Origin of the sequence: Paracoccus sp. NFXS7, assembly GCF_040148865.1 — a bacterium.
GTDB classification, from domain to species: domain Bacteria; phylum Pseudomonadota; class Alphaproteobacteria; order Rhodobacterales; family Rhodobacteraceae; genus Paracoccus; species Paracoccus marcusii.
The window spans coordinates 864285-879485 of sequence record NZ_JAKEKV010000001.1 but is presented as its reverse complement, the minus strand read 5'-3'; the positions used below and the strand labels follow the sequence as shown (position 1 = coordinate 879485).

Here is a 15201-nt window from a genome sequence, read left to right as displayed (position 1 = left end):
ACTCATTGCCGGGGATTGTAATGCCCCCGACCAGATGATGAACTGCGCCCCAGCAGCACGTGGCGGAAGGGTTCGAGATGCAGCCGGAATCAGCCGAAAGTGCGTCCAGGCGGGCCTATCGCGAACTGCGCCAGGCGATTCTGGAGCGACGCCTGCCGTCCGACCGCAAGGTGACCGAGGTCGGGCTGGCCGAGGACCTGGGCATCTCGCGCACGCCCATCCGCGAGGCGATCAAGCGCCTGCTGCTGGAGGGACTGCTGGAGCGTCGCAAGGGGCAGGGGCTGTGGTGCGTGGTCCCCGACGCCGACGAGGTCCGCGAGATCTTCGAACTGCGGTTGCGGCTGGAATCCTATGCCGCCGCCAAGGCCGCCGAACGCGCGACGCCTGCCCAGATCGAGGCGCTGACCGCCTCCGCCCACCGCATGCAGGCGCTGGCGCAGGTCGCCGAGGACAGCGAGGCCCTGATCGCCGGCATCGACCAGGAAAACGCCCGGTTCCACGCGCTGATCGCCGAGGCGACGCAGTCCCCCAGGCTGATGCACCTGATCCGCGCGACGGTCGACGTGGCGCTGGTCACGCGCACCTTCCGCCGCTTCACGCCCCAGCAGCGGCGCCGTTCGGCACAGCATCACCTGGAGATCGCCGCCGCCATCGCCGCCCGCAAGCCGCACTGGGCAGAACGCATGATGCAGGTCCACATCCTGTCCGCCGAGGATACGATGGACAGCGATCCCGCCCCGGACGCGTCCGCCGAAAGCCTGTTCCAGGCTGGCGGCGATGACTGATCGCACCCGACCAACCATCGGAACGCGGCCATCTGCGGCGCCGATATCCTGCCGGATTTGCGGCGCATGAGCAGGTTGCCGCACGCAACGTCCCGATCAAAGGCGATGGCATGAGATTTCGCCTTGCCGAACCTTCCGATGCCCCGATGCTTGCCGCCATCTCGATCGAGGTCTGGCTGGGCACATACATCCGTCGCGGCGTCAGCGACGCTTTTGCCACCTACGCCCTGACACAGTTCACACCCGCAAGGCTGGCCGCGGTGATCGGCGACCCGGACGAACATGTCATCGTCTCTCAGAACGACGACGGGCCGGACGCGTTCATCCGCATCAGCAGCGGAAAGGCGGCGCCCGTCGCTGGCTGCTCCACGACCGAGATATCCACCCTCTATGTCCAGCCGCGGCACCAAGGCCGCGGTCTGGGTCGGGCGCTTCTCCACCAGGGATTGGACCATGCGGCGGGCAAGGGCGCCGGTTCGGTCTGGCTGACCACGAATGCCGAGAACGCCCCGGCGATCGCCTTCTATCAAGGAAACGGGTTCGACAGGGTCGGCACCACGGCGTTCCGGATCGCCGATCAGACCTATCCGAACGACGTGTTCAGCCGGGCCATCGCCCGATAGGGCCACGACACCACGGCGCGCCGGACGGGAATGCCGCCGGGGTGGATTGCCGCGGTCATCCCGTCCGTCCGAACGGCATTTGCTGCATTTGAGCGTGGCCGGGGCGTGTAGCGGCTGGACCGGATCGTTCCGGTCCTGTACCGTTCTCTCCTAAGTTGAAGCATCATGTACCATTTCATCCCGAAGATTTGCAGCCATCGGAGCGTTTGACGATGTTCGACCTCGAAGCCCCCGACGATCTGGTTCTTGTTCAGGACGCGATCCTGGTGCCACCGCCCGTTGACGGGCGGGGCCGCCAGCAGGCGTCGGGCGTTCTGACACCCGACGGGCGGATGGTCGAAAACTCGATCAGCTGGTCGAACAGCCGGGAGCCCGTGAACGCTGCGCCCGCCATGCCCGACACGGTCGAAACCCTGTCCGGCTGCTGGATGTTCGGGGGGACGCTGTACGGCCATTTCGGCCATTTCATCACCGAAAGCTTTGCCCGTGCATGGGCGCTGGACGCGCTGCGGGGCCAGATCGATGGCGTGCTGTTCACGCCCAAGCAAAGCTCGGCCAACCTGGAACCGATGCTCAAGGCCCTGCGGCCGCTGATGGATTCGCTTGGACTGGATGTGCCGGTCCGCTGCATCACCACGCCCACCCGGGTCGAGCGTCTGCACGTGCCGCGCCAAGGCGTCGGCATGGGCGATCTGACCGTCGGCAGCGCCAAGTTCCGCGACTTTGTCGGCGCGCATGCCGGCGCGGGGATCGACCCGGCGGGGCCCGAACGGATCTATGTCTCGCGCAGCCTCCTGCCCGCGCAGCGCGGCGGCCTGATCGCCGAAAGCTTGCTGGAAGGGTATCTGGCCCAGGAAGGCTATCAGATGTTCCATCCGCAAAAGCACCCTGCGGCGGTCCAGATCGCGCACTACAAGGCCGCGCGGGACATCATCACGGTCGACTGCTCTCCGCTGCACATGATGGCCTATGTCGGCAATGCCGCGCAGCGGGTGGCGATCCTGACCCGGCGCAGCATGGATTTTGCACCCGGCTTCGTGCGCCAGCTGCAGACCTTCACCGGCATGACCGCGTTCGAGATCAACACCTTGGAACGCGACTGGGTTCAGGGCGGCGCGCTGCGCCCCGGACGTGGGTCGTTCGGCGAGATGGACTTTCCGCGGACCTGGCGGATGCTGCGCGACCGGGGCATGATCAGCGGCGACACGCCCTGGCCCGCGCTGACCGACAGCCAGCGCGACGCGGATCTGCAGCGAATCGCCGACCTGCACGGTCAGGCCTTCAACCCGTTGGACGAAAATCTGGAACGTCACGCCAGAAGAACGGCCAAGGCGTCGGCATGAGGGGCCATGATCTCTCGGCATCGGGCAGGTCCGGCCGGTTGTCGCTGCCCCGATGACCGGCAGCAACGCGTCCGACGGCTCGACCCCGGGGTCGGATGGCGCATCGGTGCCCGCGCCCACGGTCCTGACGCTGCCTGCCACTCCGGACAGTCAGGTCGCCGCAGTTACGCTGCGGGGCCAGCGCGACCTTTCGCTCAGGGCGCATCCGCCCGGCACGGTTCTGTCCGCCGGGCCGGATGGGATCAATATTGTCCGGGGCACCAGCCTGCGATGCGTCCTCCCTGCGACGGCGTTGCTGCAGGCAGAGGCCATTCTGGTCGAAATATGCTTTTCACAGAAAGAGCCATCTCCGCACGGCACCCTGCTGTCATTGATCGATCAGAGCGGGCTGAGTTTGTCGTTCCGCGATATGGGAACCCATTGGGTTGCGAGGGTCGGAACCGCCCGGGTTGATTTCGCAAGCAAGCTGAACACGCGGCGGACGGTCTGCTTTGTATTGACGGCGTCCGGCCATCTGCTGACCTGTCATGAGGATGGCCTGATCGAAGAGGCCGCAGCCTTCGATGCAATGCCGCTGTTGCAGATTCGACAGATTCACGCCGGTACCAAGGCCGCCGTGACACTTCATGATCTGACGCTTCAGGTTCTGAACGAAACCGATATCGGTGCACTGCGCGACTGGCTTTCGTCCCGCCGGGGCAGTGCAGACGAAGCGGTGAGCGGATCACCGTTGCTGATTCATTTCAATGGCCAATCCTTGGCCCTTGGTCCCGATGTCCCGGCTGTCGACAAGCTTGCGCTGGCTGACATCGCCCGTCTGAATGTGCAAATGCTGAGCGGAATCCACACCGGGCCCGAGCGTCGCATCATTGAGCTGCAGGGTTTGCAGAAGCGCAGCGGTCCTGTTGCGCTGTCTGAGGCCGAGTTCACGCGTGTCAGGATATCCAAGCCGGTTCCGCCGGCCCTGCCAATGGCGCAGGCCCTGGTTGGACACGGGGAAGAGGCAGAGGACGTTCAGCGTTTCGCGCCGATCAGCATCTCCGGAAATCCCGTCGCCGGTCAGTCGATCGCGCTGTTGGAGGACCCCGACGGGTTGGTCCGTCACAACATGGACATGATCATCGACGGCACGCACCTTGCGTATCTGCGGGAGGGGAGCGCCCCAGAGACGGTCGTCTATTTCTGGATCCAGGGAGAAGCCGACCGCCAGGCCGCGCCGGGTGTGTATCTGAACGCCTTGCAGGCGCACTGGAACCGCATCCGGGCCCGGCTGGACGATCTTTACCCCGCCGCGCGCAAGATGATCCTGTTGATGCAGACCGCGGGGTCGGACCAGTCGCATCACGGCAGCGACACGAACCATGCCGCCGCCGATCAGCTGGCCTTCGTGGCCGGGCGCGACGATGCCGTGATGGTGGGGCCGATCTATCCCTCGGCCCTGTCCGACCGCGTGCACCCGGACCTGCATCATTCCCGCATCATGGGAGAGCTGGCGGCATGGGCCCTGCAAGAAACCATGGCAGGGCGCGGCTGGACGATCCCGCGCCCGACCGCACGGCGTCAGGGCGACCGGATCACATTGCGCTTTGCCCTGCGCCCGGACGAAGCCCTGGCGGGCCATCAGGCCTCGCCTTATGGCGGCCGGGGCATCGACGCGTTTCTGGGCGTCGAGGTCACCGGCGGCGGCACGATCACCGCGCTGGCCCTTGACGGCCATGATCTGCACCTGACCATCGACGGGCCGGTTACCGGCGTGCGCTATGCGATGCAGCGCCAGAACATGCGGGTCGAGGGGAATGCCCATCCGGCCCGCCGCGGCCTGTTGCGCACGACGCTGTCGCGCCCGGCCGTTCACCTGCCGGGGACGATGCTGCACCGCTGGCTGCCAGGCTTCGAGATCGACGTCTAGACAGGTCGGCCTTGCGGGTCGGATCAGCTGTCTGGAATGTCTAATGGTGGAGCCAAGGGGAATCGAACCCCTGACCTCTTGAATGCCATTCAAGCGCTCTACCAACTGAGCTATGGCCCCACCGTGAGGTCCGCGAAGCGCGTCTGCGCCGCCGCGTGTGGGGTCTATAGGAGGGGGCGCGGCGGGGTGCAAGCGGAAAATCGGCGGCGTCGTGCAGTTTCCGGAAATTCCCCCGGCAGGCCTGCGCGGCGCTCCGCATCGATGCGCCGCAACGAAGAAGGCCGCGCCATTTCGGGCGCGGCCTTGGGTCTTATTCCTCTTCGTCGCCCGCGACATCGGCGATGTCGTCCAGCGACACGTCGCCGTCGTCGTCGTCCTCTTCCAGCAGGTCGTCGTCGATCTCGCCCGCGTCGTCGGCGATATCCTCTTCGTCGTCGACCAGTTCGTCGTCATCGTTCGCCGCGGCCGTCTTCTCGGTCACAAGCGTCTTGCCACGACCGTCGGTCAGGCTGGTCACCGTGAACGTGTTCCCGCAGGCCGGGCAGGTCATCGGATCTGCCTTCAGGTCGTAAAAGCGGGTGGCGCAATGCGGGCACAGGCGTTTGGTGCCCCATTCCTCTTTGGGCATGGTATTCTCCTTCAGCCGCGATTAGGGGAAATCGGGTGATCCCCTGCCACAGAGGCCAAGGGGTGTCAAAGGCTTTATCTGGCAGGCCAAGGCGGGCATGGCAAGCGGCGATCAGCGGATCATCATCGAAGAGGGGCTGGTGGTGCGTCTGCGACGGTCGTCGCGCGCACGGCGGATGACCCTGCGCGTGCCCCGCGACGGGTCGGGCGCGGTGCTGACCCTGCCCGTGGGGGTGCCCCTGGCCGAGGGGCAGGATTTCGCGCGGTCGCGCCGGGACTGGCTGCGCGCGGCGGTGGGCCGGCTGCCCCTGCGACAGGCGGCGGTGCCCGGCGCGGCCCTGCCGGTCGAGGGGCGGGCGCTGATCCTGACACCGGCGCCGGTGCGGCGCGCCCAGGTTCAGGACGACCGCCTGCTGATCCCCGAAGGACGCCCGGCGGGCGCCGTTGCGGCCGCTTGGCTGAAGCATCTGGCGATGCTGCGCCTGCGGGTGGCCTGCGACCGATTTGCGGAGGCACTGGGGCGCCCCTATGCCGCCATCGCCCTGCGCGACACGCGGTCCCGGTGGGGCAGCTGTACCCATGACGGGCGGCTGATGTTCTCGTGGCGCCTGGCGATGGCGCCGCCGGTCGTGCTGGACTATGTCGCGGCGCACGAGGTCGCGCATCTGGCGCATATGGATCATTCGGCCCGGTTCTGGGCCCAGGTCGAGGCGCTGATGCCCGGTCACGCCCCGCATCGGGCGTGGCTGCGCGCGCAGGGGGGCGATCTGATGCTGTGGCGGTTCCGCGATTGACGCAGCCCGGATTTGTGATCACATCATGGCCATGAGCCCGACCGACCCCACCGCCCATGAACGCCTGTATCGCAGCCTGCGCAGCCAGATCATGCTGGGGGAACTGCCGCCGGGCAAGGCGCTGACGCTGCGCGGCATCGCGCGCGATCACAACCTGTCGATGACCCCCGCGCGCGAGGCCGTGCGCCGCCTGGTCGCCGAAGGCGCGCTGACCCTGTCGGGATCGGGACGCGTGGCCACGCCCGCCCTGTCCGACGACCGGATCGAGGAACTGGCCGCCCTGCGCGCGCTGATCGAGCCCGAGTTGGCCGCCCGCGCCCTGCCGCGGGCGCATTTCGCGCTGATCGACCGTCTGGCGGTGATGAACGGGCGGATCGCGGATGCCGTCGAGCGCCACGATGCCGTGGGTTATATCCGCTGCAACCTGGATTTTCACCGCATGCTGTATCTGCGGGCGCAGGCTCCCGCGATGCTGGCCATGCTGGAGACGATCTGGCTGCAGCTGGGACCGACGATGCGCGCGCTTTATGGTCGTGTGCGGCGCAACGAACCGCCGCGCCATCACCGCATGATCCTGGCCGCGCTGCGCGCCGGAGACGAGCCCGCGCTGCGCCTGGCGGTGCGGGCCGACGTGACGCACGGCCTGCGGCACCTGACCTCGACCGAGGGCGCCTGACGGCAATGTGACTTTGCCCGCGCGCCCCGCCGGGCATCATGGCCTCCCGACCACAGGAGATGCCCGATGATCGACCGCCGTCAGCTGTTGCGAAGCCTGGCCATCGCCGCGCCGTCCGTCCTGGGCATCGGGGCGGTGGGGCAGGCGCTGGCCCAGGATGCCCGTGCCGCCCGGCTGATCGCCGCGAACGTCTGCCAGGTGACCCCGGCGACGACGCAGGGGCCGTTCTACTTCGATCCGCGCCTGATGCGCGGCGACATCCGCGACGGGCGTGCCGGCTATCCGCTGGCGCTGCGGTTGCAGGTGGTGGATGCGGCCTGCCGGCCCATCCAGGGCGCGCGGGTGGATGTCTGGCATTGCGATGCGCAGGGCAACTACAGCGGCTATCCCGGCCAGCAGCAGGGCGACCTGAGCGGAGAGACCTTCCTGCGCGGCGCGCAGGTGACCAACCAGGCCGGGCGGGCGGCGTTCCGCACCATCTGGCCCGGATGGTATAAGGGCCGCACGGCGCATGTGCATTTCAAGGTGCTGCTGGGGGAACGCGACCTGCTGACCGGTCAGATCTTCTTTCCCGACCGCTTCAGCCGTGCGGTCTTCGACCAGCTGCCCGATTACGCCCGCGACAGCACGCGGGGGCGGATCTTCAACGATCAGGACGGCATCGCGCGCCGCGCGGGGCAGGGCGCCTATGCCGAGGTCACGCAGGTCGAGGGCGGGTTCGAGGCCGCGATGGTCATCGGGCTGGCCGATGACCGCGGGGCGCTGTTGTCGCGGTCCTAGCCCTGCACGCCCATCGGCGGCAGGCCCAGATTGCCGAACTGGACGATGGGCAGGGCCGAGGGGATGACGCGGGTGTATTTCGTCCCCTCGATCGCCGCACCGGCGATCAGGCCCGACTGGCCGAAGATCATCGCCACGACCGGGAACTGGGCGCTGAACGTATCGGCCCCCACCGCCATGCCTCCCGACGGCAGCGCGTAATAGGCCCCGGCACCCGCGGTCCAGCCCGGTGCCGCACGGAACGCGGTCAGCGCCTGTTCGTCCTGGAAGATCAGCACATGCGCGTATTGCTGCGCGCCCGCCTGAAGCCCGACGGTGGCGCGGGTGGCCGAGTAATAGTCGACGGTCTGCCCGCCGATCCGCAGCGCGCCCTGGCCATAGGCGCCGCCAAAGCCAAGCGCGGCCTCGGTCATCAGGGGCATGTACAGCACGCCGCGGGCGTTCTGCAGCAGGGGTTGGGATGCGGGATAGGTGGTCACCAGATACTGGTGCGTCTGGTCGACGCGCGCATCCAGCTGGGCGGCCGCGTCGCTGCCGACCGCGTTGCTGCAGCCGGCAACCAGCAGGGCCGCGCCCCCGGTCAGCAGCAGGTTGCGACGGGACAGGTGGATCGGGTGGGTCATGTGTCGCCTCGTGTCGGGGTGCGGGGCTCGTCTCGGCCCGTTGGCGCGCAAGATACGCCAGCCACCGGCGTCATGCCAGCATTTCGGCCACCGTCGGCGCAAAGTAGCTAAGCACCCCGTCGCAGCCCGCGCGGCGGAAGCCCAGCAGGCTTTCCACCATCGCGTCGCGCGACAGCCAGCCGTTGCGGATCGCCCCCTCGATCATCGCGTATTCGCCGCTGACCTGATAGGCGAAGGTGGGCGCGCCAAATTCGTCCTTCACGGCCCGGCAAATGTCCAGATAGGGCATGCCGGGTTTCACCATGACCATGTCCGCGCCCTCGGCCAGGTCGCGCGCGACGCAGCGGATCGCCTCGCCGCGGTTGGCGGGGTTGATCTGATAGGTCTTCTTGTCGCCCACCAGCCGGCCCGATGCACCCACCGCGTCGCGGAACGGCCCGTAGAACGCGCTGGCGAATTTCGCGGCATAGGACAGGATCGCGACGTTCTTGTGGTCATGGCGTTCCAGGGCGGCGCGCAGGGCGGCGATGCGCCCGTCCATCATGTCGCTTGGCCCCAGGATGTCCGCGCCGCAATCGGCCTGGACCAGCGCCATGCGCACCAGCGCCTCGATGGTCTCGTCGTTCAGGATCTCTCCGTCCCGGACCAGCCCGTCATGGCCGTTGGCGTTATAGGGGTCCAGCGCGATGTCGGTCATCACGACCAAGTCGGGGACCTCCTCTTTGACCGCGCGGATGGCCAGGTTGCCGATATTGTCGGGATCCCATGCACGCGCGCAGTCGTCGGTGCGGCTGGCCTGGTCGGAATGGGGAAAGATGCAGATCGCGGGGATGTTCAGCCGCGCCGCCCGTTCCGCCGCCCGGCGCGCGCCGTCCAGGGTCAGGCGTTCGACCCCGGGCATCGAGGCGATCTCGCCCTCGGCGCCGGAGACCTCGGTCACGAAGATCGGCCAGATCAGGTTGGCGGGGGTCAGGTTCCGTTCCGACACCATCGCGCGGATGTTGGCGTTGCGGCGCAGCCGGCGCAGGCGGCCGGCGGGGAAGGGGGCGATGATGGGACTGGCCATGGGGGCCTCCTGTCTGGGGTGGGGCAACCGTGCCGCTTTTCCTTGGTTGAAACCCGTTCTAAGGTCGCGCACAGACAAGGACAAGGAACTGCCCGTGCCGCAATTCGACAACCTGATCGGGCTTCTGGGCAGCCGGTCCTTTTCGACGATCTGGTTCTGGCTTGTGCTGATCGGCATGTGGTCGGTAGCCGGCCGCAGCGTGCTGGGCATCCCGACCGAGGTCCTGGCCCGCGCCCGGGCGTCGCTGGCGGGCGACGATGCGCAGGGACCGGCGGTCATCACGCTGCTGGACTGGCTGTCGCTGATCCTGCCCCGCTGGCAGCTGCGCCCGCGCGAGGGGGCAGCCTTTCTGGGCGTCACCAGCTTCCTGATGACCTCGCTGGCGGTGCTGGGTTTCGTCTTCTGGCTGGAGATGGCACAGGCGCTGACGCTGCTGCTGCTGCCGTTCTGGGTGCTGTTCTGGATGCGCGTGCGCCTGGCACGGCGTCTGGTGCCGCTGGTCCATGCCGCGCAGGAGGGGCGCGCCCCCGTGTCGCAGGCGGCGGGCGATGCGGCCCGCGCGATGGTCTGGCACAAGCGCTTCGTGACGATCCTGTCGATGATCGCGGTCGCGGTGACGGCGTTGTGGGGGGCATTGTGGACGGTCCTGCATCCCGTTGGCTTCTAGCCCGCTTGACTTCCCCGCGCAGCCGCTTAGGTCAGCATCCATGTCCGACAAGCTGATCCTGTCCGGTGCGCCCGAAGGCTATGACGCCGCGCTGATCGCGCGCGAGGCGGCGCGACCCGAGAACCGTGGCGCGCCCGTGATCCACGTGGCCCGCGACGACCGCCGCATGGAGGCGATGCGCCAGGCGCTGGCCTTCATGGCACCGCATCTGCCGGTGCTGGATTTCCCGGCCTGGGACACGACGCCCTATGACCGCATCTCTCCGGCGCCCGAGGTTCAGGCCGCGCGCATGGCGACGCTGGCGGGTCTGGCGCAGGGGCGCATCAAGGGACCGTTCGTCCTGCTGACCACGCTGAATGCGGTGCTGCAGCGTGTGCCGGCCCGCGATCTGGTCCGCGGCACGGCCTTCATCGCGCGCGTGGGCGACCGCATCGACGAGGTCGCCCTGCGCGAGTTCCTGGTGCGCATGGGGTTCGCGCAGACCGCGACCGTGACCGACCCGGGCGATTACGCGATCCGCGGGGGCATCATCGACATCTATCCCCCCGGCACCACCGGCCCGATCCGCATGGACCTGTTCGGCGACGTGCTGGACGGCGCGCGGCGGTTCGATCCCGACACGCAGCGCACCACCGAAAAGCTGGACCGGATCGAGCTGGCGCCGATGTCCGAGGTCATCCTGGACGAACCCTCGATCACCCGGTTCCGGCAAAGCTATCGCACCGAATACGGCGGCGGGACCAGCGATCCGCTGTACGAAAGCGTCAGCGCGGGCCGCAAGACGGCCGGCATGGAACATTGGCTGCCGTGGTTTCACGACCGGATGGAGAGCCTGTTCGACTATGCCCCCGGCGCGTCGGTGGTGCTGGACGATCACATCGGCCAGGTGATCGACGCCCGCCGCACGATGATCCGCGAACAGTTCGAGGCGCGTCGCGCCGCGATGGCCGCCAAGGGGCGGGCCGACACGGTCTACAAGCCCGTGCCACCCGACGCGATGTTTCCGACCGATGCCGAATGGGCCGCTTGGCTGGCCCCGCACCGGGTACTGCGCCTATCGGTCCTGCAGCAGCCGCCCGGGCCGGGCGTGCTGGACGCGGGCGGCCGCCAGGGGCGCAACTTTGCCCCCGAACGCCAGGCCGAGCAGATCAACCTGTTCGGCGCGCTTGCCGATCACGTCAAGGCGCTGGCGCGCACCCACCGCGTCATCATCGCCAGCTTTTCCGACGGTGCACGCGAACGCCTGTCCGGTCTTCTGACGGACGAGGGGCTGGCCGGGGCCAAGCCCATCGCGGACATCCGCGACCTGCCGGACCAGCCGGGCAGCATCGGCCTGACGGTCTGGCCCCTGGATGAGGGTTTCGTGGCCGACGGCAGCGCCTTGGGGCGGCTGGCGGTGATCTCGGAACAGGATGTGCTGGGCGACCGGCTGATCCGTGGCGCCAAGAAACGGCGCAAGGCCGACAATTTCCTGAAGGACACCCAGACCCTGTCGCCGGGCGATCTGGTCGTGCATGTCGAACACGGCATCGGCCGATACACCGGCATCGAGACGATCATGGCGATGAAGGTCCCGCATGACTGCGTGGCGCTGGAATATGCAGGCGGCGACCGGCTGTTTGTGCCGGTCGAGAACATCGAGCTGCTGTCGCGGTACGGCCACGAGGAGGGCCTGCTGGACCGGCTTGGCGGCGGAGCCTGGCAGGCCCGCAAGGCCAAGCTGAAGGAACGCATCAAGCTGATCGCCGACAAGCTGATGCGCGTCGCCGCCGAACGCCTGCTGCGTCCTGCCCCGGTGCTGGAGCCCGACGACCACGACTGGCAGGCCTTTGCCGCGCGCTTCCCCTACAGCGAGACCGACGACCAACTGTCCGCCATCGAGGACGTGGCCGGCGATCTGGCCATCGGTCGCCCGATGGACCGCCTGATCGTGGGCGACGTGGGGTTCGGCAAGACCGAGGTCGCCATGCGCGCGGCCTTCATCGCGGCCAGCCAGGGGATGCAGGTCGCCGTGGTGGCCCCCACGACCCTGCTGGCCCGCCAGCATTACCGCAGCTTCGTCGAACGGTTTCGCGGTACCGCCATCACCGTCCGCCCGCTGTCGCGCTTTGTCAGCGCCAAGGACGCGTCGGCCACCCGCACCGGCCTGTCGGACGGCAGCGTGGACATCGTCGTGGGCACTCATGCAGTGCTGGCCAAGGGCGTGCGGTTCAAGAACCTGGGCCTGCTCATCATCGACGAGGAGCAGCATTTCGGCGTCGGCCACAAGGAGCGGCTCAAGGAGCTGCGCAGCGACATCCACGTGCTGACCCTGACCGCGACGCCCATTCCGCGCACGCTGCAGCTGTCGCTGACGGGGGTGCGCGACCTGTCTGTGATCGGCACGCCGCCGGTCGACCGCCTGGCGATCCGCACCTATGTCAGCGAATTCGACACCGTCACCATCCGCGAGGCGCTGCTGCGCGAGAAGTATCGCGGCGGGCAGTCGTTCTTTGTCGTGCCCCGCCTGACCGACCTGCCCGAGATCGAGCACTGGCTGACCGAGAACATGCCCGAGCTGTCCTATATCGTGGCGCATGGCCAGCTGGCGGCGGGCGACCTGGACAGCCGCATGAACGCCTTCTACGACGGCAGCCACGACATCCTGCTGGCGACGACCATCGTCGAATCGGGGCTGGATATCCCGACCGCGAACACGATGATCGTCTGGCGTGCCGACATGTTCGGCCTGTCGCAGCTGTACCAGATCCGCGGTCGCGTGGGTCGTTCCAAGGCGCGGGCCTATGCGTACCTGACCACCAAGCCGCGTGCGCCGCTGACGCCGCAGGCGATGCGGCGGCTGAAGTTCCTGGGCAACATCGACGGCCTGGGCGCGGGCTTCAACCTGGCGTCCCAGGACCTTGACCTGCGCGGTGCCGGCAACCTTCTGGGAGAGGAGCAGTCGGGCCACATCAAGGAGGTCGGGTTCGAGCTGTACCAGGCTATGCTGGAGGAGACGATCGCCAAGCTGAAATCCGGAGAGCTGGAGGGCACGCCCGAGGATGAATGGGCGCCGCAGCTGAACCTGGGTGTGCCGGTGACCATTCCCGACAGCTATATCCCCGATCTGGACGTGCGGCTGGGTCTGTATCGACGCCTGGCCGACCTGACGACCAAGGTCGAGCTGGAGGGCTTTGCGGCGGAACTGATCGACCGCTTCGGCCCGCTGCCGCGCGAGGTCAACACGCTGCTGCTGGTGATCCGCATCAAGGCGATGGCAAAGCGCGCCAACATCGCCAAGCTGGACGTGGGCCCCAAGGGCATCACGGTCCAGTTCCATCAGGACAAGTTCCCCAACCCCGCCGGGCTGGTCGATTTCCTGTCCGATGAACGCGGCACCGCCAAGGTCACCGACAACAAGATCGTGCTGAAGCGCGACTTTGCCACCGACGGCGAACGCATCAAGGGCGCCTTCGCCGTGGCGCGCGATCTGGCGGCCAAGATAAAGGAAGGCCGCGCCGCCGCGAAAAAGGCCGCCACGTGACGGGCGGGCAGATCCGGTTCGACACCGGGCCCCTGGGCGATGGCACGCTGTTCCGCGCCCCGCAGGCGATCATCCGGGCGGACAGCGCGGCGGGCGTGGGCCCGGCCCTGGCCGCGATGCAGGCGGCGACCGAGCGGGGTTGCTGGCTGGCGGGGTATCTGTCCTACGAACTGGGTCACGCGCTGATCCCGCGGCTGGCCGGGCTGATGCCTGCGGACCGGCAGATGCCGCTGATCCTGATGGGGGTCTTTGACGGCCCGCACCCGGCGGATCCCCTGCCGTCGCCTGACGGCGTCGCCATCGGCGCGGTGCGCCCCCTGTGGGATCGCGCGCGCTATGACGCGGCCATCGCGGCCGTGCACGGACTGATCGAATCAGGCGACACCTATCAGATCAACCTGACATTCCCACTGCAGGCCAAGGTTGAGGGCGATCCCTTGGCGATCTATGCCGCGCTGGCCGCCCGACAGCCGGTGGGCGAGGGGGCCTTTGTCGATCTGGGTGGGCCGGTCGTCCTGTCACGCTCGCCCGAGCTGTTCTTTGCCGTCGATGCCGACAGGCGCATCACCACCCGACCGATGAAGGGCACGGCCGCACGCGGCGACACCCCGGCAAATGACGCGCAGGCCGCGCAGGCGCTGCACGGATCGGCCAAGAACCGGGCCGAGAACCTGATGATCGTCGACCTGCTGCGCAACGACATCAGCCGCATCTGCCTGCCTGGCACCGTTCGCGTCCCGCAGCTGTTCCATGTCGAGACCTATGCCACCGTGCATCAGATGGTCTCGACAGTGCAGGGTCAGCTGGTGCCCGACGCGGGGCTGGCTCAGATCCTGGCGGCGCTGTTTCCCTGCGGGTCGATCACCGGAGCGCCCAAGGTCCGGTCGATGCAGATCATCGCCGATCTGGAGGGCGCCGCGCGCGAGGTTTATTGCGGGGCCATCGGATGGGTCGATCCGGCGGGGCCAATGCGGTTCAACGTGGCGATCCGGTCGCCTTGGGTGGAAACGCCGGGGCGGTTGCGCCTGAATGTCGGCGGCGGCATCGTGCATGACAGCCAAGCCGGGTCCGAATGGGAGGAAGCACTGTGCAAGGCCGCATTCTTGGGCAGATCCCCGACGGTCTGACCGTCTTCGAGACCATGCGCGCCGAGGCGGACGGCCGTATCCCCCTGTGGCCGCGCCACTTGGCACGTCTGCGCCGCGGCTGCGCAGCCACCGGGATCGCGCTGGACGAAGACAGCGTCACGGCGGCGTTGGCGGGGCTGCCGCGTGGTGCGGTTCTTCGGGCGCGGCTGTCGGTGGATCAGGGGGGGCAGGTCGCTCTGACCCATGCACCGCTGCCGCCGAACCCGGCGGTCTGGCGGGTGGTCCTGTCGGACATGCGCCTTGAGGCGGGCGACCCATGGTTGCGGATCAAGACATCGCATCGACCGATCTATGACGCCGCCCGCGCGGCGCTGCCACCCGGCATCGACGAAGGGTTGCTGAGGAACGCCGACGGGGAGCTGTGCGAGGGCACGATCACCAACATCTTCCTGCGCCGCGATGGTCGACTGCTGACGCCGCCGTCGCGCAGCGGGTTGCTGCCGGGCGTCCTGCGCGAGACGCTGCTGGCCGATGGTCGGGCACAGGACGCCGTGCTGACGGTGGCGGATCTGCAGCACGGCCAGCTTTACTGCGGCAATGCCTTACGCGGCTTGATCCCGGCACGGCTGATTACACCTTGATCGGGAGCGGGGCGGACCCCAATCGAGGGGGCCCGCCCCGCGCGGGGGGCGTCGCC

The 15201-nt window shown here is 68.1% G+C and carries 14 protein-coding genes and 1 tRNA gene; 11 read left to right on the top strand and 4 right to left on the bottom strand.

Going from position 1 to position 15201, the window contains the following annotated elements; genetic code table 11:
• The first annotated feature begins 77 nt into the window (after nt 1-77).
• From LZ686_RS04315 to LZ686_RS04300, 4 genes are all read left to right on the top strand, one after another.
• A complete protein-coding gene (locus LZ686_RS04315) occupies nt 78-785 on the top strand; it encodes a GntR family transcriptional regulator (RefSeq protein WP_349547085.1) in 708 nt (235 codons plus the stop codon).
• Nucleotides 786-895: 110 nt separating this feature from the next.
• Nucleotides 896-1408 carry a GNAT family N-acetyltransferase gene (locus tag LZ686_RS04310; protein WP_349547084.1) on the top strand — a complete coding sequence of 171 codons (513 nt, stop codon included), beginning with the start codon at nt 896-898 and terminating at the stop codon, nt 1406-1408.
• Nucleotides 1409-1620: 212 nt separating this feature from the next.
• Nucleotides 1621-2751 (top strand): glycosyltransferase 61 family protein, encoded by a 1131-nt coding sequence (locus LZ686_RS04305; protein ID WP_217845530.1) that lies wholly within the window; start codon nt 1621-1623, stop codon nt 2749-2751.
• Nucleotides 2752-2857: 106 nt separating this feature from the next.
• Nucleotides 2858-4660: a hypothetical protein gene (locus LZ686_RS04300; protein ID WP_349547083.1), complete on the top strand. Its 1803-nt coding sequence runs from the start codon at nt 2858-2860 to the stop codon at nt 4658-4660.
• Between the two features lie 44 nt (nt 4661-4704).
• Here LZ686_RS04300 and LZ686_RS04295 read toward each other — a convergent pair.
• Both LZ686_RS04295 and LZ686_RS04290 read right to left on the bottom strand, forming a co-directional pair.
• Nucleotides 4705-4780: transfer RNA gene (locus tag LZ686_RS04295), tRNA-Ala, on the bottom strand.
• A 190-nt stretch (nt 4781-4970) separates the two neighbouring features.
• The gene (locus LZ686_RS04290) at nt 4971-5288 is read right to left on the bottom strand and encodes an FYDLN acid domain-containing protein (RefSeq protein ID WP_045982970.1); all 318 of its coding nucleotides are present in this window, start codon (nt 5286-5288) and stop codon (nt 4971-4973) included.
• A 97-nt stretch (nt 5289-5385) separates the two neighbouring features.
• Here LZ686_RS04290 and LZ686_RS04285 point away from each other — a divergent pair, with 97 nt between their 5' ends.
• The 3 genes from LZ686_RS04285 (at nt 5386) to LZ686_RS04275 (ending at nt 7537) form a co-directional block, all read left to right on the top strand.
• A complete protein-coding gene (locus LZ686_RS04285; RefSeq protein WP_349547082.1) occupies nt 5386-6081 on the top strand; it encodes a M48 family metallopeptidase in 696 nt (231 codons plus the stop codon).
• Nucleotides 6082-6106: 25 nt separating this feature from the next.
• Entirely contained in the window at nt 6107-6757 is a 651-nt protein-coding gene (locus tag LZ686_RS04280; protein WP_045982968.1) for a GntR family transcriptional regulator, read from the top strand.
• A gap of 66 nt (nt 6758-6823) precedes the next feature.
• Nucleotides 6824-7537, top strand: coding sequence for an intradiol ring-cleavage dioxygenase (locus tag LZ686_RS04275; protein WP_295169990.1), 714 nt, complete (start codon nt 6824-6826; stop codon nt 7535-7537).
• On the opposite strand, the gene LZ686_RS04270 is transcribed toward LZ686_RS04275, so the two are convergent.
• Both LZ686_RS04270 and hemB read right to left on the bottom strand, forming a co-directional pair.
• Nucleotides 7534-8160: a lipid-binding SYLF domain-containing protein gene (locus LZ686_RS04270; RefSeq protein ID WP_349547081.1), complete on the bottom strand. Its 627-nt coding sequence runs from the start codon at nt 8158-8160 to the stop codon at nt 7534-7536. The two genes, LZ686_RS04275 and LZ686_RS04270, sit on opposite strands and share 4 nt — an antisense overlap.
• Nucleotides 8161-8230: 70 nt before the next feature.
• Nucleotides 8231-9226, bottom strand: a complete 996-nt coding sequence (gene hemB / locus LZ686_RS04265) for a porphobilinogen synthase (RefSeq protein WP_252929511.1) — start codon at nt 9224-9226, stop codon at nt 8231-8233.
• A gap of 94 nt (nt 9227-9320) precedes the next feature.
• Here hemB and LZ686_RS04260 point away from each other — a divergent pair, with 94 nt between their 5' ends.
• From LZ686_RS04260 to LZ686_RS04245, 4 genes are read left to right on the top strand one after another with little or no spacing between them, the layout of a single operon-like run.
• Nucleotides 9321-9893: a hypothetical protein gene (locus tag LZ686_RS04260; protein WP_046001078.1), complete on the top strand. Its 573-nt coding sequence runs from the start codon at nt 9321-9323 to the stop codon at nt 9891-9893.
• Nucleotides 9894-9933: 40 nt separating this feature from the next.
• Nucleotides 9934-13416 (top strand): transcription-repair coupling factor, encoded by a 3483-nt coding sequence (gene mfd, locus LZ686_RS04255; protein ID WP_349547080.1) that lies wholly within the window; start codon nt 9934-9936, stop codon nt 13414-13416.
• Nucleotides 13413-14543: an aminodeoxychorismate synthase component I gene (locus LZ686_RS04250; protein ID WP_349547079.1), complete on the top strand. Its 1131-nt coding sequence runs from the start codon at nt 13413-13415 to the stop codon at nt 14541-14543. Before mfd ends, LZ686_RS04250 begins: the two co-directional genes overlap by 4 nt.
• Nucleotides 14504-15145 (top strand): aminotransferase class IV, encoded by a 642-nt coding sequence (locus LZ686_RS04245; protein WP_349547078.1) that lies wholly within the window; start codon nt 14504-14506, stop codon nt 15143-15145. Before LZ686_RS04250 ends, LZ686_RS04245 begins: the two co-directional genes overlap by 40 nt.
• Nucleotides 15146-15201 lie beyond the last annotated feature (56 nt).

Coding starts and splice junctions, on each gene's coding strand:
- LZ686_RS04315 (WP_349547085.1), top strand. CDS start 78: ATGCAGCCGGAATCAGCCGAAAGTGCGTCCAGGCGGGCCTATCGCGAA.
- LZ686_RS04310 (WP_349547084.1), top strand. CDS start 896: ATGAGATTTCGCCTTGCCGAACCTTCCGATGCCCCGATGCTTGCCGCC.
- LZ686_RS04305 (WP_217845530.1), top strand. CDS start 1,621: ATGTTCGACCTCGAAGCCCCCGACGATCTGGTTCTTGTTCAGGACGCG.
- LZ686_RS04290 (WP_045982970.1), bottom strand. CDS start 5,288: ATGCCCAAAGAGGAATGGGGCACCAAACGCCTGTGCCCGCATTGCGCC.
- LZ686_RS04285 (WP_349547082.1), top strand. CDS start 5,386: ATGGCAAGCGGCGATCAGCGGATCATCATCGAAGAGGGGCTGGTGGTG.
- LZ686_RS04280 (WP_045982968.1), top strand. CDS start 6,107: ATGGCCATGAGCCCGACCGACCCCACCGCCCATGAACGCCTGTATCGC.
- LZ686_RS04275 (WP_295169990.1), top strand. CDS start 6,824: ATGATCGACCGCCGTCAGCTGTTGCGAAGCCTGGCCATCGCCGCGCCG.
- LZ686_RS04270 (WP_349547081.1), bottom strand. CDS start 8,160: ATGACCCACCCGATCCACCTGTCCCGTCGCAACCTGCTGCTGACCGGG.
- hemB (WP_252929511.1), bottom strand. CDS start 9,226: ATGGCCAGTCCCATCATCGCCCCCTTCCCCGCCGGCCGCCTGCGCCGG.
- mfd (WP_349547080.1), top strand. CDS start 9,934: ATGTCCGACAAGCTGATCCTGTCCGGTGCGCCCGAAGGCTATGACGCC.